This is a genomic window from Sphingobium sufflavum (assembly GCF_021403115.1).
In the GTDB taxonomy this organism is placed as follows: Bacteria; Pseudomonadota; Alphaproteobacteria; order Sphingomonadales; family Sphingomonadaceae; genus Sphingobium; species Sphingobium sufflavum.
This window is the reverse complement of the sequence record NZ_JAJSSH010000020.1, coordinates 16,776-40,284: the sequence shown is the minus strand read 5'-3', so window position 1 is coordinate 40,284 and position 23,509 is coordinate 16,776. Positions and strand designations below refer to the sequence as shown.

At 60.0% G+C, this 23,509-nt stretch carries 19 protein-coding genes; 13 read left to right on the top strand and 6 right to left on the bottom strand.

Annotation, left to right across the window (positions count from 1 at the left end; genetic code table 11):
* Positions 1–45: 45 nt before the first annotated feature.
* Both LWE61_RS19490 and LWE61_RS19485 read right to left on the bottom strand, forming a co-directional pair.
* Positions 46–3,162 carry a helicase-related protein gene (locus LWE61_RS19490; protein ID WP_234152314.1) on the bottom strand — a complete coding sequence of 1,039 codons (3,117 nt, stop codon included), beginning with the start codon at positions 3,160–3,162 and terminating at the stop codon, positions 46–48.
* Positions 3,162–3,764, bottom strand: coding sequence for a PRC-barrel domain-containing protein (locus LWE61_RS19485; RefSeq protein ID WP_326490672.1), 603 nt, complete (start codon positions 3,762–3,764; stop codon positions 3,162–3,164). The genes LWE61_RS19490 and LWE61_RS19485 overlap by 1 nt, the downstream gene beginning before the upstream one ends.
* A 156-nt stretch (positions 3,765–3,920) precedes the next feature.
* Between LWE61_RS19485 and LWE61_RS19480 the strand changes: the two genes are divergently transcribed.
* From LWE61_RS19480 to LWE61_RS19465, 4 genes are all read left to right on the top strand, one after another.
* A complete protein-coding gene (locus LWE61_RS19480) occupies positions 3,921–4,262 on the top strand; it encodes a DUF1810 family protein (protein WP_326490674.1) in 342 nt (113 codons plus the stop codon).
* 162 nt (positions 4,263–4,424) lie between these two features.
* Positions 4,425–5,861 (top strand): DUF6880 family protein, encoded by a 1,437-nt coding sequence (locus LWE61_RS19475; RefSeq protein WP_234152313.1) that lies wholly within the window; start codon positions 4,425–4,427, stop codon positions 5,859–5,861.
* A gap of 535 nt (positions 5,862–6,396) precedes the next feature.
* A complete protein-coding gene (locus LWE61_RS19470; protein WP_234152312.1) occupies positions 6,397–6,702 on the top strand; it encodes a hypothetical protein in 306 nt (101 codons plus the stop codon).
* A 23-nt stretch (positions 6,703–6,725) separates the two neighbouring features.
* Entirely contained in the window at positions 6,726–7,349 is a 624-nt protein-coding gene (locus LWE61_RS19465; RefSeq protein WP_234152311.1) for a hypothetical protein, read from the top strand.
* 314 nt (positions 7,350–7,663) lie between these two features.
* On the opposite strand, the gene LWE61_RS19460 is transcribed toward LWE61_RS19465, so the two are convergent.
* Positions 7,664–8,098 carry a hypothetical protein gene (locus tag LWE61_RS19460; RefSeq protein ID WP_234152310.1) on the bottom strand — a complete coding sequence of 145 codons (435 nt, stop codon included), beginning with the start codon at positions 8,096–8,098 and terminating at the stop codon, positions 7,664–7,666.
* 174 nt (positions 8,099–8,272) lie between these two features.
* On the opposite strand from LWE61_RS19460, the gene LWE61_RS19455 reads away from it, so the two are divergent.
* From LWE61_RS19455 to LWE61_RS19440, 4 genes are all read left to right on the top strand, one after another.
* Entirely contained in the window at positions 8,273–9,034 is a 762-nt protein-coding gene (locus LWE61_RS19455) for an ImuA family protein (protein WP_234152309.1), read from the top strand.
* Complete coding sequence (locus LWE61_RS19450; RefSeq protein ID WP_234152308.1) at positions 8,949–10,469, top strand: Y-family DNA polymerase; 1,521 nt, start codon at positions 8,949–8,951, stop codon at positions 10,467–10,469. The genes LWE61_RS19455 and LWE61_RS19450 overlap by 86 nt, the downstream gene beginning before the upstream one ends.
* Complete coding sequence (locus LWE61_RS19445; protein WP_234152307.1) at positions 10,466–13,714, top strand: error-prone DNA polymerase; 3,249 nt, start codon at positions 10,466–10,468, stop codon at positions 13,712–13,714. Before LWE61_RS19450 ends, LWE61_RS19445 begins: the two co-directional genes overlap by 4 nt.
* Before the next feature lie 461 nt (positions 13,715–14,175).
* Positions 14,176–14,562 carry a response regulator gene (locus LWE61_RS19440; protein WP_234152306.1) on the top strand — a complete coding sequence of 129 codons (387 nt, stop codon included), beginning with the start codon at positions 14,176–14,178 and terminating at the stop codon, positions 14,560–14,562.
* A gap of 988 nt (positions 14,563–15,550) precedes the next feature.
* Here LWE61_RS19440 and ligD read toward each other — a convergent pair.
* On the bottom strand, positions 15,551–18,076 hold the full coding sequence (gene ligD, locus LWE61_RS19435; protein ID WP_234152305.1) for a DNA ligase D: 2,526 nt from the start codon (positions 18,074–18,076) through the stop codon (positions 15,551–15,553).
* A gap of 151 nt (positions 18,077–18,227) precedes the next feature.
* Here ligD and LWE61_RS19430 point away from each other — a divergent pair, with 151 nt between their 5' ends.
* Complete coding sequence (locus tag LWE61_RS19430; RefSeq protein ID WP_234152304.1) at positions 18,228–18,605, top strand: hypothetical protein; 378 nt, start codon at positions 18,228–18,230, stop codon at positions 18,603–18,605.
* On the opposite strand, the gene LWE61_RS19425 is transcribed toward LWE61_RS19430, so the two are convergent.
* Positions 18,602–18,958, bottom strand: a complete 357-nt coding sequence (locus LWE61_RS19425; RefSeq protein WP_234152303.1) for a response regulator — start codon at positions 18,956–18,958, stop codon at positions 18,602–18,604. The genes LWE61_RS19430 and LWE61_RS19425 overlap by 4 nt on opposite strands.
* A gap of 116 nt (positions 18,959–19,074) precedes the next feature.
* On the opposite strand from LWE61_RS19425, the gene LWE61_RS19420 reads away from it, so the two are divergent.
* Positions 19,075–19,269 (top strand): DUF3606 domain-containing protein, encoded by a 195-nt coding sequence (locus LWE61_RS19420; RefSeq protein ID WP_234152302.1) that lies wholly within the window; start codon positions 19,075–19,077, stop codon positions 19,267–19,269.
* Between the two features lie 25 nt (positions 19,270–19,294).
* On the opposite strand, the gene LWE61_RS19415 is transcribed toward LWE61_RS19420, so the two are convergent.
* Positions 19,295–19,573, bottom strand: coding sequence for a WGR domain-containing protein (locus LWE61_RS19415; protein WP_234152301.1), 279 nt, complete (start codon positions 19,571–19,573; stop codon positions 19,295–19,297).
* A gap of 153 nt (positions 19,574–19,726) precedes the next feature.
* Between LWE61_RS19415 and LWE61_RS19410 the strand changes: the two genes are divergently transcribed.
* The 3 genes from LWE61_RS19410 (at position 19,727) to LWE61_RS19400 (ending at position 23,505) form a co-directional block, all read left to right on the top strand.
* The gene (locus tag LWE61_RS19410) at positions 19,727–20,002 is read left to right on the top strand and encodes an HU family DNA-binding protein (protein ID WP_234152300.1); all 276 of its coding nucleotides are present in this window, start codon (positions 19,727–19,729) and stop codon (positions 20,000–20,002) included.
* Positions 20,003–20,326: 324 nt separating this feature from the next.
* Positions 20,327–21,565: a tyrosine-type recombinase/integrase gene (locus LWE61_RS19405; protein WP_234152299.1), complete on the top strand. Its 1,239-nt coding sequence runs from the start codon at positions 20,327–20,329 to the stop codon at positions 21,563–21,565.
* Between the two features lie 32 nt (positions 21,566–21,597).
* Positions 21,598–23,505: a site-specific integrase gene (locus LWE61_RS19400; protein WP_234152298.1), complete on the top strand. Its 1,908-nt coding sequence runs from the start codon at positions 21,598–21,600 to the stop codon at positions 23,503–23,505.
* Positions 23,506–23,509: the final 4 nt, after the last annotated feature.

Sequence of the window (23,509 nt, the reverse complement as noted above, 5' to 3'; positions counted from 1 at the left end):
AAATATAGACATGCATCGACACTGCATCGGCAATGCGCCGGTGGGTTAGCATTCCAGGGATTCCAGAAGGTCTTGAAGTCTGCTCTGCCGTTCGTCAGTGTCGAGCTCCTCGATCAGGAGAAGGCGTCCGTCCTTTTCCTGCAGACCTGCCTTTTTTCCATCCGCGCAGAAGTCTGGGCGAGGCGTGATCGCGATGGCGGCGGGACCAGCGTCGATCCGCGAGATCCTGACCCTTCGGGCAAGCACGCCAATGCGGCTGTTACGGAGCAGCAAAGCGGCAAGAGTGGGAAGCGGCCCAAAACGATCGACCATCTCATCTTCCAGCGTATCAAGCGCAGCGTCATCCTCCGCCCGCGCCAACCGTACATAAAGGCCGATCCGAATATCGGGTTCGGGTATCCAGTCCTGTGGAAGCGCGCCCCAGCCACCGATCCGCAGGTCGGGAGTCCAGCGTTCGACTGTTTCGCCACGTGCACGACGCAGGGCAATGCCCAGCATATTCTGGTAGAGGTCCGTGCCGATCAGCTTCATATGGCCCGCTTGCGTTTCGCCCAGCAAATCGCCCGCGCCCCGCATGTCGAGGTCCCTTGCACTGATTTCGAATCCGGCACCCAGCCTGTCGAACGTCGCAAGCGTCCGAAGACGTTTGAGCGTACGATCCGCGACGGCCTTCTCATCGTCGGTCAGGAGCAGAACCTGACCACGCCGATTGCCGCGTCCAACCCGTCCCCGTAACTGGTGAAGCTGTGCAAGCCCAAATCGGTCGGCACGCCACACAATCATCGTATTGGCGCGGGGTACGTCCAGACCCGCCTCGATGATGTTGGTCGCGAGCAGAATGTCACCTTGCCCGTCCGCAAAGCCAACCATGACTTTGTCGATTTCGGCGACCGGCATCTTGCCATGCGCCTGCACAATGGCAAAGTCGGGGACGATACGGGCGAGGCGTTCGCTCAGTTTCGCCATATCCTCGATGCGCGATACGACCACAAAGCTTTGGCCGCCTCGGGTCTTCTCCCGGATCAGCGCGGTGCGGATGCGGGCATCGTCAAATGTGTCGAGGCTGGTTCGGATGGGCTGACGCCGCGCGGGTGGGGTCGCGATAACCGAAATCTTCTGAAGGCCGACCAGCGCCATCTGGAGCGTCCGGGGTATGGGCGTGGCGCTCAGCGAGAGCAGGTGACTGTCACCCTCTCCCCGAAGCTTCGCTTTGTCTGAGGCGCCGAAGCGCTGCTCCTCGTCGATGATGACAAGCGCGAGATCCCTGTACCGCACATCCTTGGCCATCACCGCGCCGGTGCCAATGACAATGCGGATTGACCCGTCAGCAAGGCCTGCCTTCACCGCCTTCTTCTCGGCCGGGGTCGACAGGCGGGACAGTCCCGCGACGGCAATGCCTGCCTCCGCGAAGCGCTTTGCGAAAGTATCGAGATGCTGTCGTACCAGCACAGTGGTCGGCGCGGCGACGATGACTTGATAGCCGGCGAGGGCCGCCAGAGCGGCGGCCCTAAGCGCTACCTCCGTCTTGCCATAGCCGACGTCGCCGATGACAAGCCGATCCATGGGACGGCCGGATGCGAGGTCGTCTCGGACTGCCGAGATGGCCCGTGCCTGATCGGCGGTTTCATTGAAGGCAAAGCCGCTGGCGAACCGTTCATAGGCCCCTGAATCTGGTTCGATCACCGCTGCCGTCAGTTTCGCTCGCCCGTCGGCGAGTGCTGCCAGCCCCTCGGCGCTTGTTCGGATGGCCGCGTCGATGTCGGCACGGCGTTTTGCCCAACTGCTCCCGTCCAGCTTGTCCAGAGTAACCGCGTCCGCATCGGCGCCATAGCGCCAGATGCGATCGGCAGCGTTGACCGGCACCAGTCGCCGCGCGCCGCCCGCATATTCCAGTGCGATCATTTCCTCGCCTTCCGTGCCGGGAGCCTGTTCCAGACCAACGACAAGCCCGACGCCATGGTCTTCGTGCACGACGACATCGCCCGTCCGAATGTCGCTGCCAGCATCGAGCAAGGGGTTGAGCGCAGATGGACTCTCATTTTGAAGAGCGGCTCGGCTGCCCAGCAGGTCGGCAGCGGCGACGAGGACAAGTTTGTCCGAAACGAAGCCTTCAGGAACAGGGGCGACAAGCATCGCCATGGTGGCAGGTGGCAGGGCGGCTGCCTGCGTCCAGCTTTCGATCTTCTGCCATTCGACCTTCAGGCGCTTTGCAATCCTCGGTCCCAGAAAGCGCAGGTCCCGGACGCTTCCGGCCAGGATGACGGCTTGGCCCTCTTCCCGCCGTGTTTTGACGAAATGGCGGAACGCCTGCAAAGGCGTGGTGGTCTCGGCGAAGCGGGGTACAGCCTTATACTTCTGTTTCTCCTCGATAAGGGCATGCGAGGCGAGTGCTAGATGCCAATCTGTATCCGCGACCGCGTCCCGTGGCGCCACAGCGCGGGTAGCCGCGTCCGTGGCTAGCGCGATGAAACGCAGACGCCGCTTGTCCGCCTGTTCTGAAAAGCCCATCCGGGCGTTTGGCAGATGGTCGAGCAGGCTGGTCGCAGGTTCAACGGCAGGCTCCGCCGCACGGCCGATCTCCAACCGGTCAAGCGTATCGACAGATCGCTGCGTCACCGGGTCGTAAGAACGCAGGCTGGCGATCTTCCCATCAGCGATTTCGATGCGCGCAGGAAGCCCAGCATCGACCGGAAAAATGTCGATCACTTCGCCGCGCACTGCGACCTCTCCCGGTTCATCGACCCGATCGTCGACGATATAGCCCATGTCCGTGAGGTCGCTCTCGAACACGTCCATATCCAGCACCGTCCCGTTTTGGAGAATGGGCGGAGCCTGATCGAAAGCAGCGGGCGGTGGATAGAGGCGGGCAGCCGCCTCGCCACTGAAGATGCAGGCAAGCTGCCTTCGGCTCTTCTTCAATTGCAGCATGCGCAAACGCCGCAAAGCCGCGACCCGTCGGCCGATGTTCGCGGGAGATGCAGGCGCGCGGTCGCCCGGCAATGCGTCGCTGGAGGGGAGGAAGATTACGGCATTGTCGGGCGCCATCGCAGCCAGTGCTGCCGCAAGGCTCTCGGCCTGCTGATCGTCATCGCACAGAAACGCGACATCGCTTGTTTCGAGGCTTTCGGCGAGGAGAGCCGCCGTCCATGCAAGGTTGCTCATCAGGCGTCGGCCAGCGCAATCATGGCCGTCCTGGGCGCGGCGCTCGGCCAGGCGTTATCTATAAGCGGAGGAAGGGCCGTCAATTGTTCTGCATCGACGCGCAGCATGATGTGATCACAGCTGAAACGCACCGCATCCCGCTCGATAGCGTGAAGCGTTTCGGCGACACCTCCGACACCGCCGCGTGCGAGAACGATATAGCTGATCTCGCCCGTATCGCATTGCAGCAGTGCTTCCACCGTCTTGCCCAGTTTTGTCCCATGCCGGTCCAGTACGGGCAGCCCCGCTATACCCGTCGCGGTGAACAATGTCGGGGTGGGCGAGTGACGACTGGCGGTTTCCGCCGATTTTCCGCCATCCTCATATGCACGTTGGCGACCCAGCCACCGCCATACACCGACCAAATTGACGAGCGTCAGAAAGCCGTTGGTCGCCAGCAGGTTGGTTTGCCCAGAACTGAAACCTACGATCGACCAGCACACCGAGCCAAGGGTAAATATAACAAAGCCTGTTCCGGTGATCCGCGCTCCCAGATTTGCAGCCGTCATCATCGCTGCCAGCATCGTGGCGACGGGTGCGATCCAACCGGCTATTTCATTCATAAACTCGCCCCGATGCTGCTGCCTCAAGAACCGAACGGACCCTTTGTCGGGTGCCGGACGGAATTGAGGCACATGATTGTGCTTCGGTTGGGGGGAACGCAGATTGACAGCGATCGGGAGCAGCCGTCCGGGCCAAACTAACTTTGATCAACGTGAATTTTTTCCGAATGTCCTGGCGCGGTCAGCAGACGGCGAAATATGTATGCGCTCAGTTCGCTTGCGGAGGCGCAGGCCTATCTTGCTCATCCCGTTCGCGTTGCCAGGTTACGGGCCTGTGTCACCGCCCTACAAGATCTCCCCATTACCACGATTGACAGAGTTTTTGGGTCGATGGATGCGTTGAAACTACGTTCCTCTCTCACATTGTTTGTGCTTGCCGGGGGGCGCTCCCTTTTCGAGGCAGCACTGGAGCGCTGGTTCGACGGCGATAGGTTTAATCTTGGCTGGGCTATGGATAAATTGCCGTCGAGTGGGTTTGAGAAGACTGTCTGCTCCTAGGGAGGCGAATTGCAGCGCTGAACGGCAAGAAAAGGGTCGAAATTGTGCCATTGGAGGGTGGTTAAACCGTTTGGTTGGATCGAGAGCCGGCGAGCGACGGCAAAGCGATACAGTGGTGTATTCATGCTTGACCCAATTGGTGACGTTAGCAAAACCAGGGCTATGGCTACATCCATCACCCTGAATGCGAAAAACCTTTCGGCACTGGGAGCCGATAAGCTGGCGGAGTTGCTCCTCGACCTTGCTCAAGGCGATGCGATCATGAAACGCCGGCTTCGGCTCGAACTGGCAGGCCAGCAGGGCGGCGCTAATGTCGCGGCGGAAATCCGTAAAAGGCTTATATCCATCGCCAGGTCAAAATCCTTTGTGGATTGGCGCAAGGTCAAGGCGCTGGCACAGGATCTCGAGGCCCAGCGATCGGCGATTATGACGTATGTCACGCCTGCGCAGCCTGACGAGGCACTCGAACTTCTTTGGCGCCTGCTCGACATGGCGCCATCGGTCTATGAGCGTTGCGACGACAGCAACGGCGCGATCGGCAGCGTCATTGGACAGGCACTGGAGGATATCGCACAGGTAGCGCCGCTTGCGACGCCTGATGTCGCTGGCATGGTGAACCGCATCTATGACGGCGTGCGCACCAATGATTATGGTCAGTTCGACAACGTGATCCCGATGATGGCGCAAGCAATAGGGCAGGGGGGCCTTGCCCTGCTGAAGGCAAAGTTCGAGCAGCACAACGCCCCACCGCTAGCGCCTGCCGACAACGATACTCGCAAAATCATTGGGATCAGTGCCCGTGGGCCGGTTTTCGAAACCGATTATACCAGGCAGCACCTGACCCTTGTCATACAGAGCGCGCTGGCGGATATCGCTGACGCTTCGGGAGATGTCGACGGCTACGCTGCCCTTTACGCCCAGGCTCAGCGCGCCAATCCTGCCATCGCTGCAAGAATTGCCGAACGGCTAGTGATCGCCGATCGCCCGACAGAAGCACTGGCAGCGCTGGCCGTCGCCCAGGCGCAGGTGCACGAGGCTGGCCGCTGGCCCGACTGGCAGAGGGTCAGGATCGATGCCCTCCAAGCATCGGGCATGATCGAGGACGCCCAGCGTGAGCGATGGCAGGTCTTCGAGCAAACTCTGCAACCCCAATATCTTAAAGCCCTGATCAAACAGTTGCCGGATTTCGACGACATGGAGGCGGAAGCAAAAGCCCTTGCCTATGCGGGCCGGTTTCCAGACGTGCATCGTGCGCTGTCGTTCCTGGTCGAATGGCCTGCACTCGACGAAGCTGCTCGGATGATCCTCGAACGCCACCTGGAACTCGATGGCGATCATTACGGACTTTTGACCCCGGCAGCGGATGCTCTGGAAGAGCGCCACCCCTTGGCCGCCACATTGCTTCTACGGGCCATGATTGACTTCTCGCTCAATACGGCCCGATTCAAGCGCTACCCCCATGCGGCTCGTCACTTACGGACCTGTGCGCACCTTGCCGGAAAGATCGGGGCGTTCGGCGATTATGCCGATCATCCGAGCTATGAAAGCTCACTCCGAGCGCGCCACGGACGCAAGAGCGGCTTTTGGGATGCAAGATGACCACTGAACCTCAACAATTTGATAGTGGTCATCGACACCAGGCAAATGCGGTGACGAACGGAGCGGCTAGTGAAACCAGCTACTGCAATGTTCCGGCACTGAATGGAGCTATTGCGGGGCGTTGACGCATCGACGGAGGAGCATTATTGTTATCGACTACTCCAAGATCATTGACCTAATCAAGTTGTCCGATAATATACATTATGTTAAATCGGCCCATTATTTTGTCGGTTTGGTACCATTACTAACGGTTGCTCGCCGGCATCAGAACGTCTGCACCTAACCCCGGTCGATATAATTGCGCCTCTGCAAGGCGATCTCAAACACGGCGCGGCGCATACATCCGTCCGTTTCGGTCAGTTCGGTGCTGACTGCATGTCCGCTCGGAGCGGAGGCGCCGTAGGCAGCAAAACCGGCACGAAGAGCTGACCGCAGCGCGTTCGTCAGCGGGATGCCGACACATTAAACTTTCGTAAGCATGGGACCGAATGAACGCCTTCCTTGTTAATGCCGGACAACAACAAGGAGAGAACGCATGCGACGCTATATGGCCGCCATATCTGTGGCTGCACTTCTGACTGGAGTAGCCAGCGCACAAAGCCCTCAGTCCGGATCCCATAATCCCGCGACCAAGGACGGCTCCCCCCACACCGTCTCAGCGCCAGCAGATGGCGCCAACTCTTTCACCGAAGACCAGGCGCACGGTCGGCTCGCAAAGGCAGGCTACACGAAGATTGGCAAGCTCACCAAGAATGACGGCCTTTGGACCACCACCGCGGTGAAGGGTGGCAAGAGCCACAAAGTGGCGCTCGACTACAAGGGCAACATCACCGTTCGTTAAGCCATCGGCTCGGGAGAGATATCATGTCCAAAACGATTACACGCCTTTTCGATAATTATGCCGACGCTTCTGCCGCTGTAGCGGACCTGGAAAGCCTTGGCGTACCACATAGCGATCTCAGCATTGTGGCCAACAACGCCGACGGCAGCCACGCCCCCCACGATCATGACGGTGTCAACGAGGATGGCGACGTGACCCGCGGCGCATCGACGGGCGCTGTGCTTGGCGGGGCCGCAGGTCTTCTCGCCGGGCTCGGTCTCTTGGCGATCCCCGGTCTCGGTCCTATCGTAGCCGCGGGATGGCTGGCCGCGACGGCTGCTGGCGCCGGTATTGGTGCCGCAGGTGGTGCAGCGACGGGTGGCATCGTTGGTGCATTGAAGAACGCGGGTCATTCGGACGACGAGGCGCATGTCTATTCCGAAGGCGTTCGGCGTGGTGGAACGCTCGTCAGCGCCAAGGTCTCGGACGACCTTGCGCCTCAGGCCGAAGCTGTCCTGCAACGGCACCGTTCCGTGGACGCCGCGACCCGTGGTGCAGCCTATCGTGAAAGTGGCTGGTCGACTTTCGATGACAATGCGCCCGCATACAGCGCTGATGAGGTCAAGCGAGAGCGTAGCCTCTATTCGAGCGACCGCACGTCGCTCTAACGCGTCGCTCTGAGAGATATGGAAAGCCCCCGGTCGCTATGATCCGGGGGCTTCTTGCTATGCTGATTGATCTGGAAAATCACAGCGAAGAAGAGATCGAGGAGGTGCGAAGGGGCTAGGAGAAAAGCGCCAATCTAACGGAGCGGCCCATCGCCGTCGTCGTTCCACTCGTCGCGTCGACGCCGCCCATATTCCACCGCTACGGTAGTCCGAGCGACGTCCACTTTAGGGAAACGCAATCTGCGGAGGGCAACCACCAAAAACGCAAACCGCTGCTACGGCTCGGCGGCCAACCTCGCCGATCTGGTCTGTCGTCAAATAACCCGTATCGACGTTGCACCATTGGATTGAAGCGTCTCCTCCACGATGGCTTGCTCGGCGGTTGTGATCGCAACTGTCAGGCGCAACTCGCCGTTTAGCGGCCCATCTCTCCGGGCACCTTGCCCTGCTGCGGCGTGATCACCACCACTCACGTCACGCCCGGCGCTATTTTCGTCCCCGACTGCCTCGACGAAAATAGCATTTCGGTCCAGGCCATGCTCCTGCACCAGATGTTCAACAGCCAGATCGGCCGCCTCCCGCGTTTGAAAAGTCGCAGCGAGACCAGCCGCGCCATCGCGATTTTCCGGTCCGTCCTGTCGTCCGCTGTTGGCACCAGCAACCCTTGTTTGGGATGCATCGGCCTTCTTCATCTTGCTATAGAGCGCGTACAGCGCGGATCCGATTATCGCCCATCGTATCAATTTCATGATTGGTCCTCCGCAAGCCGAACGCTGCCGGGCACACAGCGTTCCAATGGGCCTGCCCCGGTCGCCATCGAGACCTATGCAGATCGCTTTGCCTCAACCGCGTTGACTCGTGATGACCAAAGGAACAAATAAAGAACATCATCCCATCACGAATGGCTGGAAAGGAGGCCCGTCATGACAGAGATTGGCGTTCGGCCTGCCATTTCAGCCCTTCGGGACAAGATTGCGCGCATCGAATCGGCGGAGCGTCGGTCTAACGGAGCGCTGCCTTTCGGTATCGACACAGTTGATCGCCGGCTTCCTGGCGGCGGCCTCGCGTTGGGCGCCCTGCACGAAATTGCTGGCGGATCTGCTGGCGCAGTGGACGCAGCCGCGCCTGCGCTTTTCGCTGCCGGTATCGTCTCCCGCCTTCCCGGCCAAATCCTGTGGTGCATGACCGAGGCCGATCTCTTCGCCCCCGCCCTTGCTCAAGCTGGCCTCGACCCAGATCGCGTCATCTATTTCCATGCAGGCGACGAGGTCTCGCTACTGACGGCCTTTGAAGAGGGGCTGCGGCATGGCGGCCTTGCAGCAGTGGTGGCAGAGGTGCGACGCCTCTCTATGAAGGCTTCGCGGCGCCTCCAGCTTGCCGCAGAAGCCAGCGGCACGGTCGCGATTGCGCTGCGAAGATGGAAACGGCTAGCTGAAGCATCGGACTTTGGACAGCCGACCGCGTCCGCGACGCGATGGCGAGTGACCCCTGTCCCCTCCACCGCCCTCCCCGTCGCCGGGGTTGGCCGACACCGATGGTTTGTTGAACTGATCCGCTGCCGCGCTGGCGAAAGTGCCGATTTCCTACTTGAGGCTTGTGATGCGCAAGGTCATCTCGCTCTACCTGCCGACCTGGCCGACGGACCGGCTGCGGCGCAGGCTTGGAGCTTCGGCACCGCCGCCTGATACACCGCTCGTCATGATCGGGCGCGATGCCCGCCGCCGCATCGTGACTGCGGCCGATGCGGCCGCGCAGGCGGTTGGGCTGCGGGTCGGCATGGCGGCAACGCAGGCCCATGCGCTGATCCCGGATCTCGTTGCCCACGACGCGGACCCTGAAGGCGATGCTGCCGGTCTCGATCGCTTGGCGCTTTGGGCGCTGAAGCGATACACGCCTGTCATCGCGGCAACGCCGCCTGACGGGCTGATGATCGAGGCCACAGGTGCCGATCATCTGCACGGCGGTGACGAGGCCATGTTGCGCGACCTAGTACGGCGTTTGTCGGAGGCCGGCACGGCTGCGAGGGTCGCCATGGCGCCGACCTTTGGCGCGGCTCATGCCTTTGCCCGGTTACTTCCCAAGCCCCTCGTTCTGGTTGGGGACGCGGACCTGGAACAGGTGCTTCAGGCTCTCCCCATCTCTGCCCTTCGCCTGCCACCCGCGACGGTCGATGGGCTCCGCCGCCTCGGCTTCGACAGGGTGGGTGAACTTAATGCGACGCCGCGGCCGCCGCTTGCCCTGCGCTTTGGCGCGGACGTCGGCCGCCGCCTCGATCAGGCCTATGGGCGTCTGCCAGAACCTATCGAGCCGGTGGATGCCCCCGAACTTCCCTTCGTGGAGCGCCGCTTCGCCGAGCCTATTGCGGCGCCGGAGACCATTGCCCGCTATATCGAGAAATTGGTCGTGCTTTTGCTAGAGCAGCTGGAGAGCGATGGCCTCGGCGCACGCCGCCTTGATCTGCGTTTCTACCGTGTCGATAATCTGGTTGAGGCCATTCGCGCTGGCACTGCCAAGCCGACCCGGCAACATAAGCAGCTGGTCCGACTGCTGACCGACCGCATCTCCACCATCGATCCCGGCTATGGCATCGAGCGGATGACGCTCTCGGCGCCGCTCACCGAGCCGCTGCGCTATCACAATGGTTCGACGCTGGAGGATTGCACCAAGCCTGACATCGCAGAGCTGGTCGATCTTCTGGCAAACCGCTGCGGCGAAGAGCGCCTCTTTCGCCTTGCCGCCAAGGAAAGTGACGTGCCCGAGCGATCCGTGAAGCGGATCGAGCCAATGGCGGCTGCGACCGAACTGCGCTGGCCGCTGCACTGGCCGCGCCCGAGCCGGATGCTGAAGCGCCCCGAACGGATCGAGACGATCGCGCTCCTGCCCGATCATCCTCCTGTGCAATTCTCGTGGCGGCGCACCCGCCACAAGGTCGCGCGCGCCGACGGTCCGGAGCGCATCTATGGCGAGTGGGCCAACAGTGATGCCGAACTGCTAGGCGTGCGGGACTATTTCCTCGTCGAGGACGATGCCGGCATCCGCTATTGGGTATTCCGCCAGGGCGACGGCGAGGATGGGGCCACAGGCGGCCAGGAGTGGTATATGCACGGCCTGTTCGGATGAGATATGCCGAGCTTCATTGTGCGTCGCATTTTACCTTTCTGCGCGGTGCCAGCAGTTGCGAGGAATTATTCTCGGCTGCTGCCGAAGGTGGTCTTGAAGCCCTCGCTATCACCGACCGCAACAGCCTGGCCGGTATCGTGCGCGGCCATGAGGCCGCCAAGGTGACGGGCGTCAGGCTGATCGTTGGATGCCGCCTCGATCTTATCAGTGGCGCCTCTCTCCTTGTCTACCCCATGGATCGGCACGGCTATGGCCGTCTCTGCCGCCTTCTTTCGGTAGGCAAAAAGCGAGGTGGCAAGGGACGCTGCCTTCTCGACTGGGCTGATGTTGCCGGACATTCCGAAGGTTTGCTGGCCATCTACCTGCCCGATGAGCCGGATGCGCGCAGCGCAGCGGGCATGGCGCAGCTTGCCGAGATTTTCGGAAAGCGCGGCTACGCGGCCCTTACCCTGCGCCGCCGACCCAAAGAGCAGTTGCGGCTCCATCTCCTCTCCCAGATGGCCGACAAGGCTGGCCTCATGACGGTGGCGACGGGCGACGTCCTCTACCATCATCCGCATCGCCGCCCGCTACAGGAGGTGATGACTTGCATCCGCAATGGCTGCACGATCGACGAATTGGCCGGCAAGCGGGAGCGCTATGCGGATCGCTTCCTGAAGCCTGTCGCCGAGATGCACCGTATCTTCAAAGCCTATCCCGACGCCTTGCGCCGCGCAGTGGAAATTGCTGACAAATGCAGGTTCAATCTCGATGAGCTGGCCTACCAATATCCCGAGGAAGCCAATATTCCTGGCCTTAACCCCCAGCAGGCGCTGGAACAGATGACATGGGAGGCGGCGGCGGCGCGCTATAGCGACGGCATCCCCCCCAAGGTCGATCGCTTGCTGCGCCATGAGCTCAAGCTCATCGAGCAGATGCAATATGCCCCCTACTTCCTGACGGTGAACTCCATCGTCCGCTTTGCGCGCAGCCGCGACATCTTGTGCCAGGGGCGCGGGTCGGCCGCCAACTCAGCCGTTTGCTACGTGCTGGGCATCACCTCCATCGATCCGGAGCGATCCGACCTCCTCTTCGAGCGGTTCGTGAGCCAGGAGCGCAAGGAGCCTCCCGATATCGACGTCGATTTCGAGCATAGCCGCCGCGAAATTGTCATGCAGTGGATCTTTGAAACCTACGGCCGCGACCATAGCGCGCTCTGTTCGACGGTGATCCGCTATCGGACGAAGGGGGCGCTGCGCGACGTCGGCAAGGCGCTCGGCCTCTCGGAAGACATGATCAAGGGCATCTCTTCCCAGATATGGGGCGGGTCGCGTGACGGTGTGCAGGAGCGGCATACCGAAGGCCTCAACCTCAACATGGAAGACCGCCGGCTGCGGCTGACGCTGGAACTGGCGCAGGAACTGATGGGAACACCGCGCCATCTGTCGCAGCATCCGGGAGGGTTCGTGCTGACGCGCGACCGGCTTGACGAGTTGGTGCCGATCGAGCCCGCAGCCATGGTCGACCGCCAGGTCATCGAATGGGACAAGGACGACATCGATGCGCTGAAGTTCATGAAGGTCGATGTGCTGGCGCTGGGCATGCTCAGCTGCATGAAGAAGGGCTTTGACCTTCTCGCTGAGCATAAAGATATCCACATAGATCTCCACACGATACCCCCAGAAGATCCACGCACTTATGCGATGATCAGGCGTGCCGACACATTGGGGGTGTTTCAGATCGAGAGCCGCGCGCAAATGGCGATGCTCCCGCACATCAAGCCGCGCACCTTTTACGATATCGTCATTCAGGTGGCGATCGTGCGCCCCGGTCCCATCCAGGGCGACATGGTCCATCCCTATTTGCGCCGCCGCGCAGGGACAGAAGAGGTCAGCTATCCGACGCCCGAACTGGAGCGGGTGCTGGGGAAGACGCTTGGCGTTCCCCTCTTCCAGGAGCAGGCCATGCGCGTCGCCATCGAATGCGCGGGCTTTACGCCGTCGGAAGCGGACCAGCTGCGCCGCGCCATGGCGACGTTCAAGTTCACCGGCGGCGTCTCCATGTTCAAGGAAAAGCTCGTCAACGGTATGGTCGAGCGCGGCTATACGTCCGACTATGCCGAGAAGACGTTCAGCCAACTCGAAGGCTTTGGCAGCTATGGCTTTCCCGAAAGCCATGCCGCCTCATTCGCGCTGATTGCCTATGCCTCGTCCTGGCTCAAATGCTGGCATCCGGAGATTTTCTGCGCAGCGCTGCTCAATGCGCAGCCGATGGGTTTCTACGCGCCGGCGCAGATTGTTCGCGATGCGCAGCACCACGGCGTAGAGGTTCGCCCTGTGTGCATCAACGCCTCGCGCTGGGATTGCACGCTGGAGAAGGCGCGGGGTGATCGGCTTGCTGTTCGCCTCGGCATGCGAATGATCCGGGGGCTGAACAATGCGGACGCGGCGCAAATCGTCGCGGCGCGGGCCGATCGCCCCTTCTCCACCGTGGAAGAGCTATGGCACCGCGCCGATGTCGCAGCGGGCAGTCTGCGCCGCCTAGCAGAAGGCGACGCCTTTCAGGAATCGTTGCGGCTCAGTCGGCGGGACGCTCTATGGGCGATCAAGGCGCTGCGCGATGATCCACTCCCCCTGTTCGCAGCCGCCGCAGCGCGCGAAGCGGCTCCCTTTCAGGAAACCAATGAAACCCACGTCATGCTGAAGCCCATGACCGAGGGCCATGAGGTGGTAGAGGATTATGGGCATGTCGGCCTGACCTTGCGACAGCATCCCCTCGCCTTTTTGCGGGAGGAGCTGAAGCGCAAAAAAATGGTCACGTGCCGCGATCTCGATAGCGTCAAGGATGGGCGCTATGTCTCCTTGGCAGGCCTTGTCCTGATCCGTCAGCGGCCTGGCTCCGCCAAGGGCGTCATGTTTATCACGATCGAGGATGAGACCGGCGTTGCCAATCTGATCATTTGGCCCAGCTTTTTCGAGCAGCACCGCCGCGTGGTGATCGGGGCGTCTATGTTTGGGGTTTATGGGCGAGTGCAGCGAGAGGGTGACGTCATGCACATCATCGTCAAGCGCCTCGATGACCTCTCAACGCAACTGGCTAGTCTCAGCGGCCGTGACGCCGCGTTTCCCCTACGTACAGGCCGGGGTGATGGAGCGAAAACCGGATCGGGACCTGACCCACGCGTGCCCGTAACGCCCCCCGCAGCGCCAGCTGCTCTGATGCTAGAGCCCGACCCGATGCGGCTGAAAGCGCGAAACTTCCACTAAGGATAGGGAACCGGCAGGCGAGCATTGCAATCGCGTTTCGTGCCGCTCCACGGAAGAGCTGCTGGAAATAAGAAAGGCCGCCCAGCGGGGCGGCCTTTCCCTTATCTGCCGAAAACAGCCAAGCTCAACGAGCGGCCTCCGCAGTGGAAACCATGTTCACAAGCTTTGCCGTGGTCGGCATTTGATAGTGAGACAATTGACCACCTCCTTTCGATCGTTGACGATAATCATGATATGGGCAGCCCTATCCAACCCACAAGTACGGCTCTGAAGGTTTGCGACGAATAGCTTTGGAGCCTGGAAGTTCGCGCAGCCTTGGTGACTTCTCGCAGTACGCCGGCAGGGCATCCTATCGCGTAATTATTACGCCTCGTCGCTAAGTGCGCGATTTGCTGTGCGGCAAAGCCATCATAGTTTGCCGATCGTAATGAACGGCATACGGTTTCAAGCGGAAGGTTCGTATGCACGCCCTTATCATTGAGGACGAATATCTCATCGCGGCGCTGGTCGAGGATGAACTTCGGTCCCTCGGCTACGATAGCTTCGACATTGTCGACACGTACACGGCAGCGATCGCAGCCGCAGAACGCACATGTCCGGACCTGATCACCGCGGATGATCAGCTGGTTGAAGGATCGGGAATCGCAGCTGTGGCTCATATCTGCACGGCTAAAACCATCCCCGTCGTTTATATTCTGGGAGACCCCCACCAGCCCCGCGACCTGCTACCGTTCGCCTACACTACCGCGAAGCCATTCACCCTCAACATGATTGCAGAGGCGGTTGCCAACGCAGTTGATCAAGCCAAACACCATAGAGCCGTTTCATCGGCGACGACTGGGCTTTGATCCTGGTTCCGACCGTAATGGACTGGCAGAATCCTGCGCTTTTGGGGACGAATTTACGTTTTGGGCGTTGCGTCTCGAAAGAAGCAGCAAGGTCTCCCATGCCCGACACATTGGAATTCTACCGCAGCCAGGCTGATCAATGTAGCAAAGAGGCTGAGGCAACCTCTCTCCCTCGCGCTCGAGAGGCGCTGCAGCGGGCGGCGAAGGCGTGGCAGGGGCTGGCTGGCTTACGTCGCCAAGCGTGCCAACGAACGCGAGGATGGTGACGCGCCTAGCCGCAATGAGGCGGCCGCCCGATAAAGCATCATCTCATGGTTACCCATCGACGGTTGTTATGGGGGTTTTGGGTTTCGACGACGTGTCTGTCCTATACCCGTCACACTTTTCTGCTTAGTGGCCACTGCGACCCGTAGGCATCGAACCTGATGTCACTGAGGCCTGCCCGACAGCTGGGCGGGTTTCTTTCTAAGCGGGAGTTGAGAGGATGTTCACCGTGCCCACGTCCAAATCCCGGCACTATCGGTATCCCGGCCTGATTGCTTGCATTGCTGAAGGGCGGGAGGCAACCGTAGACGAACTTGGCCTTGTGGCCCGCCGTATCCGCCGTGAAGCTTTCCCGATTTCCCGTATGAACGAGGTCGCCAGTACCGACGTCGCGGGTACGAGTTTGCGCGCTGCAAGAATTGCGCTCTCGGGCAGTTAGGCGTGAAAACTCGCTCTCCTGCGATGAAGCAAGGACTTTGAAGGCCGAACCGAAAGCCTGATATGCTGCATCGCGGAACGAGGCCGAACTGTTCTCGTTCGATCTGCATGACTATCAGCGAAGACATTCTTGGCTTGTCCCTCGAGCAGCTGGATCAGGCATTGTCCCGAGCACAGCGCATCATGCAGGCCCTGGACGATCCTGAAGATCGTCGCCTTATCAGCCGGTATATCGATGATTTGCTTCGCTCACGAAGCGTCGTAGCAAGGTCATGATCGCCGTCCTTCACAGGTCTGGCAGGATTTGATCGGCACGGCCCCAGTGCGCCAAATCCTTTGACGCCGCGCGCTTGAGCATTTCGGTGCCGTCGCCAATATGCCAGTGTGACGCTTTGTCGAGATCCCGCAGCTCTTCCCACGTGAGGGGCACAGCTATCGGGGCCAGCTCCCTGGACCGGGCACTATACGGCATCACGGCTGTCGCGCCGCGTTGGTTGCGCAGATAGTCGATGAAGATGCGGCCCGTGCGCCGCGCCTTTGCCAGCGCCGCCGTGAACCGCATGGGCTGTGCCTGCGCCAATGCCTGCGCAAAACGGTGCGCGAAGTCCTTCACCTCTGGCCACTCGGCTGACGGCGTCAGCGGGGCAATGATGTGGACACCCTTCCCTCCCGTTACCATCGGGAATGTCACCAGACCCATCTCGCCAAGCAATTCCTGGATATGGACGGCGGCAGACTGCACATCCTTGAAGTCGAGCCCTTCGTCAGGATCGAGGTCGAAAACAAGCCTGTCGGGCTTTTCAACATCCTCGATCCGCGCGCCCCATCCATGAAATTCGATCGTCCCCATCTGGACACATGTCATGAGCCCTTCCGGCGTGTCGATATAGAGGTAAGGCTCTTGATGCCCGTCCTTCTCCATTATACCCACTTGCTTCACGGCATCGCCGAAGCTGCCGGCATCATGTTTCTGGAAGAAGCATTTCTTGCCCCGGCCCTGCGGGCAGCGAACAAGGCTGATCGGCCTGCTGCCCGCCCAGGGGAGAAGGATAGGCGCGACGGTCTCGTAATAATCCGCAAGCTGGCCCTTGCTGAGCTTCCCTTCCGGAAAAATGATCCGATCCCTGTTTGATATTTTGATCCCGCTGGACTGGCGCGGCACGCTCATCGTCGCAATCAGCGCCTCGATCTCGATGACGACTGCCTCCGGCTTTTTATCCTCTCGCAGGCCCAGATACGACGGATGCCGCAGCACGCCATCGCCCGTAAATTCCGTGAAGGCGATTTCGGCGACCAGCTGGGGCTTTAGCCAATGCGCGCCGCGTACGGCTGCCTTGGGCGCTTCGACCGTCGCGGCTTTTTGCTCGAGCGGAGCCATGATCCTCATGAGCCGTTCGATTTCATCGCCGGTGAAGCCGGTGCCTACCTTGCCTGCAAAGCGCAGCTTGCCATTTTCGTTCACACCGAGAAGCAAGGAGCGAAAGCCGCGTTGCTTGTCGGAGGGTGTCCACCCGACCACGACGAATTCCTGGCGGCGAATGCATTTGGTTTTGAGCCACCCGCCGCTGCGCGATCCGATGTAACGCCCATCGACCTTCTTCGAGATAACGCCTTCAAGGCCCGCTCCGCAGAAGCTGTCGAATAGCTGCTCCCCCTTGCCGATAATGTGATCGGAGTAGCGTAGCCGATCTCCGGCGTCGGCCAGCAAGGTCTGGAGCAATTCCTTACGTTCCAGTAGCGGCCTCTGCGTCAGGTCCTCGCCATTCAGTTCGAGAAGATCGAAAGCAAAATAGTCGAGTTGGGACGGGTCGCCTTTCAGCGCTGCCTGAAGGGCCTGGAAGCTGGTGCGACCATCCGGCAGCAACACGACCGCTTCGCCGTCGATAAGGGCGCTCGACACGTCAAGCTGCACTGCCTCGGCAATCAGCGGACCGAAGCGATCCGACCAATCGAGACCGGAGCGCGTGTAGGCCCTCCCCTCGCCGCCACCAACGGCGATCAATGTGCGATAGCCATCATACTTCATCTCATGAAGCCAGCGATCTCCTGGCGGTACATGATCGACCAGAGCTGCAAGCTGCACAGGTTGAAACGGCGGCAGCGCGCCCAGACTTTGAGCGGATTTGGCCGAAGAGGATTTTCTGACAGGCTTGGGCGCTGCCTTGGCTTTAGCGGGGGAGGTCTTCGTTTTTGGGGCCTTACCCTTCTTGCCTGCAGCGATCTCGTCCATGGTGAGGCCGCTATCGACGCCTGTGAGATGGGTGCCGATCAGATCGTCCGAGCCGCCCGCAAAACCGTCGTTGACCTTGCGCAAGATCCAGTTCTCACCCTTTTCCTTGGCGCGCGGCTTCAGTCGAAAGAGTATCCACTCGCCCTGCATACGCCGACCGTGCAGGACAAAATGGAGATGGCCTTCGGGGAGGGTTTTGCGCGGATCTTTGCCTGGGATGGGTTCCCACGTTCCATTGTCCCAGAGCATCACGGTGCCGCCTCCATATTCGCCTTTGGGGATCGTGCCCTCAAAGCGCGCATAGTCCAGAGGATGGTCTTCGGTGCGGACGGCGAGGCGCTTGTCATCTGGGTTTATGCTGGGACCGCGCGTCACCGCCCAACTGACAAGCACGCCGTCGAGCTCAAGCCGGAAATCATAGTGCAGCCGCGATGCGGCATGCTTCTGAACGACAAAGCCATTGCCTGAGGTGGGTCCGGATGCTCCTGAGGGCTCTGAGGTGCGTGCAAAGTCGCGCTTTGCCTTGTAAATGGCGAGAGTGTCAGTCGCGGCCGACGATTTTCCTGGTGCCCTGCGTGCCATATCGAATCCCCATTCGAATGGACAATGCAGCCGTGCGTGACTCGTTCCGGGGGCCTGCGTCACCAAAGGAGTCATGGAGCGACGGAAATCTCAGGAAGCTTAAATCCGCTGGAAACCAGACTGTAGTAAAGGTCAGAAAAATGGGGAGCGCATGATGCTGTCAGCAAGCTTTGACGCAGACAATGGAATCGTCGTGACGGTCGCTGACGGGCTCGCGTCGGTCGAGGAGTTTAACGCCTATCTCGCCCAGTTTGGACCATTGGTGCAAAAGTCCAGGGCTCGCCATGGCCGTTGCCTACACCTTGTTGACGCTGAGAAAAACCCGATCCAGAGCCGGGACGTATTCGATTATATGGCCGAGACGAGCAAACGATTGAATGCGATGCGGGATGGCGATCGCTCTGCCATCATCCTCCAGTCTGCCCTCGCGAAAATGCAGATCGACCGCTATGGGCATGCCCGGCAAAAGCAATTTTTCAGTGATCGTCAAAGTGCCATCAGCTGGCTGCTCGAGGAGGTCGCGCCCTAGATCATCGCGTCGACGCGCGTGACCAAATCACCGTAATTATAGGGCTTGGGCAGAAACTGGCAGCCGCTTGGTGCGTCCGCCGGTCGGTTCGCAGCGCCGGAAGTCAGCAGCAACTTGATATTAGGCCATCGCGCGCTGACCAAGCGGGCAAATTCCAGGCCGTTCATGGAGCCAGGCATCCGGATGTCTGAAAAGATGATCGACACATAGTCGTAGCGTTCGAGCATCTTGAGAGCCGCATCGGCATCCGGTGCATCCACAACATTGTAGCCCGCAGTCTCCAGCGCTTCGACCGCGAAGGTCCGGATCAGCAATTCATCGTCGACAACTAATATGGTGGTTACGTCCTGCATCGCGTTTCCCATTTTCCGGCAACTTGCGGATTAACCGGCGCCACGCACCTCCCGGCCCAGCGTAATTCGGGAACCAGTTCCAGCATCGTGGTTTCAAGCGAGACAAGGAGATGGTGATGGCAGACGACAAGGCAAACACGGGCAGTCAGGACAGGGCGCAGGTTGCTGGCGCCGAAACTTACGAGGTCAGCTATTTCGCGCAAAAGCACGGGATCAGCGCGGATGAGGCACGTGATCTCATCGCAAAGCATGGCAACGACCGCAAAACGCTCGATGCTGCCGCAGAAAGTATGTTGGGCAAGAAGACGTAACGGTCACGCCGCACCATCCGGGGCGCTAGCTCAATTCCCACCGCCGGTAGGCTACACCTATGCGGGATGGCGCGGTTTCGCGCCGCCGCAGGACGGAACGCACATATCTTCCCGCTTCATGCGGCGTGTCGAATGACACGGATCGGGATTGCCCGCGGCTTCCAATACGGCCCCATGAGCAGCGAACGATCATCACGCCAAACAGGTCTCGGCTGACCTCAATCCCATAGCGGCGCGCAATATTCCGTGAATGGTCCACTGCTTCGAGAACGACGATCTGATCATAGTCGGGGCCTGTGGTCATATGCCTTTGTCCTGCACCACAAGGCGCGGGTCCAACGCAATGCCTGACTCAGTGGCGCGCTTCCGATTCAAATCTTCGATAACAGGCCCGTGCACCGTGGACCGCGGGTTGGCTCCTCGCTAACAGGCTCCAGTCATTACGGAAGGGATTTTCATGAACAACGCTGACATTGCCGACCAGATTGCCGAGGCCCATGGCCTGACCAAGACCGACGCACGCAAGCATGTCGATGCAATCTTCGCCGACATCGCCGACGCCGCCGCGAAAGGGGAAGAGGTTTCTCTTAACGGCTTTGGCAAATTCAAGGTCAAGGACGCCCCTGCCCGCGAAGGCCGCAATCCCTCGACGGGTGCGACCATCCAGATCGCAGCGTCACGCAAGCTGAGCTTTGCCCCTGCGAAAGCTGTCAAAGACAAGCTGAACGGCTGATCCAACAATGACACTCGCCGCGCTCGCCGCTGCTGTGTTTGCCTGCACGCCCGTTGCTGTCTGGGACGGCGACGTTATGTCGGGTCATAATCGGTTTCCACTCCTGCAGAAAACCTTGCGGAACCCATCCTGTTACCTTCATAGTGCTCAAGTAGAAAAATAGCGCATTTATGCAACTTACTTGTTGAAAAATAAGAGTAATTGCTGATGATCTGGTAAGCTCATACATCGCACCACAGGCCGCGCATGCACAGAATTTCGTACAGCCCCGGTCCGACCACCATGCCGCGAATGCCAATGCGGCAACCCTGGTACAGCGACACGATGCTGAAGGCGGGGCACCCCGCCATTTGGAAGGATGGGAAGCTTTTCGAAGAAGCTTGTCGGTGGCTCAATAACGAAATCGTGCCGATCAAGCCCAGCCCCAAAACTTGGGCCCAAGCCGCGCAGAGCTTGCTGACATGGCTCGATTTTCTCGAAGCGGCTGAAGTTGACTGGCAGTTCGCTGGTCAGGCGGATTTGGTCGCCTACCGTGACGCCTATCTTGGCGCCATTTCCCCGCAGACCGGCAAAGAATACTCAGCCAACACTATCGCTGTACGGATGACTTATATCATTGATTTCATATGCTTTGCAGTCGAGCATGATTGGATCGACAGTGACCTCAGGGTCGGCCCCATTGCGCCACTCCGCCAGTCTAACCGGGCGCCTATTGATAAGGACGCCTTGGCGCACATCCGCAAGGGCAGTGGCGGCCCGAAAGGGGAGGATGGTGTGGGTGCCGTGGTTCGTCGGCTCAACAAGCTGAAACCTAGGTCTGGCCAGGATGACACCGTAAGGACCCTCTCGCGAGAAGACCTGACCGCGCTACTGCGCTGGGCCGGGCCGCGGCCCAGCGAGCGGAAGCCCGGGGATGGTGGAAGCGACCGAGACTTCATCGTGTTTGCCTTGGGGTGGGCGTGCGGTCTGCGCGTGCAAGAGATCGCTGACGTTAACGTCCTGTCGATTCTCGGGATCACTGCGAGTTCTGAAGTACTGGGACAAATGCACAAGTTGCTGATTACGGGAAAACGCATGAAAACTCGCTTGATTGACGTGCCGACGTGGCTGGTACTTGACCTCCAAGCTTACATCGAGGGCGAGCGGAAGCGGGCGCTGCGCAAGCGCGGACCGAGGGTAGAGGAGAAACAGCTCATACTCAATTCCGAGTACTCGACCCGTACCGGGAAGCCGATGACCAAGTCGGCGATGCAGGATCTCGTGGAGCGAGCCTGCCTAAAAATCGGCCTGATAAATAACGTCAAAAAGGTCAACCCTGAGACCGGTGAAGTCGTAGTGGCGCAGACCCCTAAGTATTCAATGCACTGTCTGCGGCACACATACACCGTCATGACTTATCACAATCACCGCAAGTCGGGTTACGCCGAACTGGATGCCTGGAAATACGTTCAGATGCAGCTCGGCCACAAATCGCCGACAACGACGATAAACACTTACCTAAATCACCTTTCCGTCTGGGCCGACTATCGCGCCGGTCGGAGCCTGCTACAGATGGTTCGATGAGCCGAAGGCGTGTGACAACAGCGGCCTCTGTCGTGGCACAGGCGAAGGCCCGTGCAGCGGCGGCGCCCGAAAACGTCGTCCAGCTCCTACCGGAGGCGGCGCGGCTGGAAAGCCGAACCGCAAGCAGCGTGCTCCATTCACGCATCGACGAGACGCCCGACCCAGAAACCGCCGCACCGCGTCTGCGCGTTATCATACCCGGAAAAAAGGCACCTGAGATTTACGATTTTACACGTCTGCTGGTACAACCGGAGTTGGCCCGGTTCCTCGCAGAAGGTTTCCGACACTGGGCGGCCTCAGTCGGCTTTAAAACCCGGGTTACAAAGTGCCTAAAAATCAACTCCGGCATCGGCACCTTTCTGGCGAGCCGGAAGCGGGAAATAGCACTGGCATCGATCGATGACACATTTTGGGCAAGTTTCATCGCCTGGTTGAACGGACCCCGCCATCGTAACGGAGAGCCTTGGGCCCAAGAAACTCGGGCAAAGACGCTCAACGCAATTAAGAACTGTATCACCGCACTGCTGGATCATCCTGTGCATGGGGCTGTCGCGACTGCCCTGATGAACAAGTCAGGCTTTCCGCACAACTCTTGGCCGGGCCGGTCAAGGAAGAGTGTCCCGACGGCGGTGTTGTCACCGGCAGAACGGCACGCGATGATCATCGCAGCTCTCGGCGAAATCGCGGTCCTTCGCGAGCGTCTCGGCGAACGCGACGCCGTCCTCGTGACGGGTCGCGCACTTCTCGAAGATGCTCGGACTGAGGGGTGCGCGCCGCCCTATCGAACCGAGATTGGCGTCTGCGCGGCCCGGATGGAGGAAGCCTTCCCAGACCAACTAGCGAAGCGAAGCGACCTGCATACTCTCGATCCCGCTTTGCTTAGAGCTATAGAATATAAGCACGGCATGCTTCCGATCCGTCGCCTGCTTTATGCAACGTTTCGCGATTTGGTACCCTTCGTGCTTTTAATCGGGGTCAAGACAGCATTCAATCCGGACACAGTTCTGTCCTTGACCTGGAGCCGGGTCAAAACCTCCCCAGACTTGCGGACTGTCACATTCCGCGGGGTCAAGAACCGTGCCGCAAGTCTCCAGGTCAGCATCACCGATGAAGACACCTCCCGCGACCTTGACTTTCCAGCGGAACTTGGTGTGCCATTTGCACTGGCCGACCTCCTGGACATGCTACGCCAATTCACTGAGCGCACCCGCGCCATCCTTACGGACCCAAACCATGCCGACCGTCTGTTCATCGGCATTCCAGCTTGGGGCAGCTACAACGTGAAGTCTTACGACAATAAAAACGGTTTATCCGTTGACAGCGCCTGGAAATTATCACTGCAAAAATTCATTGAGGACCACGGACTTAGGTCCTTTAACCTAAAAATGCTCCGGTATTCCGAGGGGGAGGCAGAGTGGCGACGCACGGGCGACCTGCTGGCCGTACGCGACCGGCTCGGCCACAAGAGCATCGCCACCACGCGCACCCACTACACAAGTGACGGGATGCGGCGAGAGAGCCAGGTGCGCGTTGCCGAAACCCAAGCGTTCTATCATCGTTGGGCGAGGACCGAGGGACGAATCGATCCACGGAACCAACCGGAGCGGTGTCGATCGGCGGCGACCCCCGGGTTTGGCTGCCTGGACCCCTTCGACAGTCCCCGCCCCGGCCAGCGCAAGGACAGGCTCTGCACCGCTTATGGCGAATGCCCAGATTGCCCGCTGGCTCAGGCATGGCCCCGGGACGTGCAAGCGGTCGCCTATTACCTTGCTCTCCCGAAAGCAATCCACGAAGCTCGGCTTGGACGGATTTCTCCCAAACACTGGGATAAGAAGTGGTCGCCCATCTTGATCGCTCACAATCTATTGCTTGACGCGATTTCGCCCGAAGTCCGGTTGCATGCGGCCCGATTCCAAATCAAACTCAAGCCTGTTGGGTGACCCT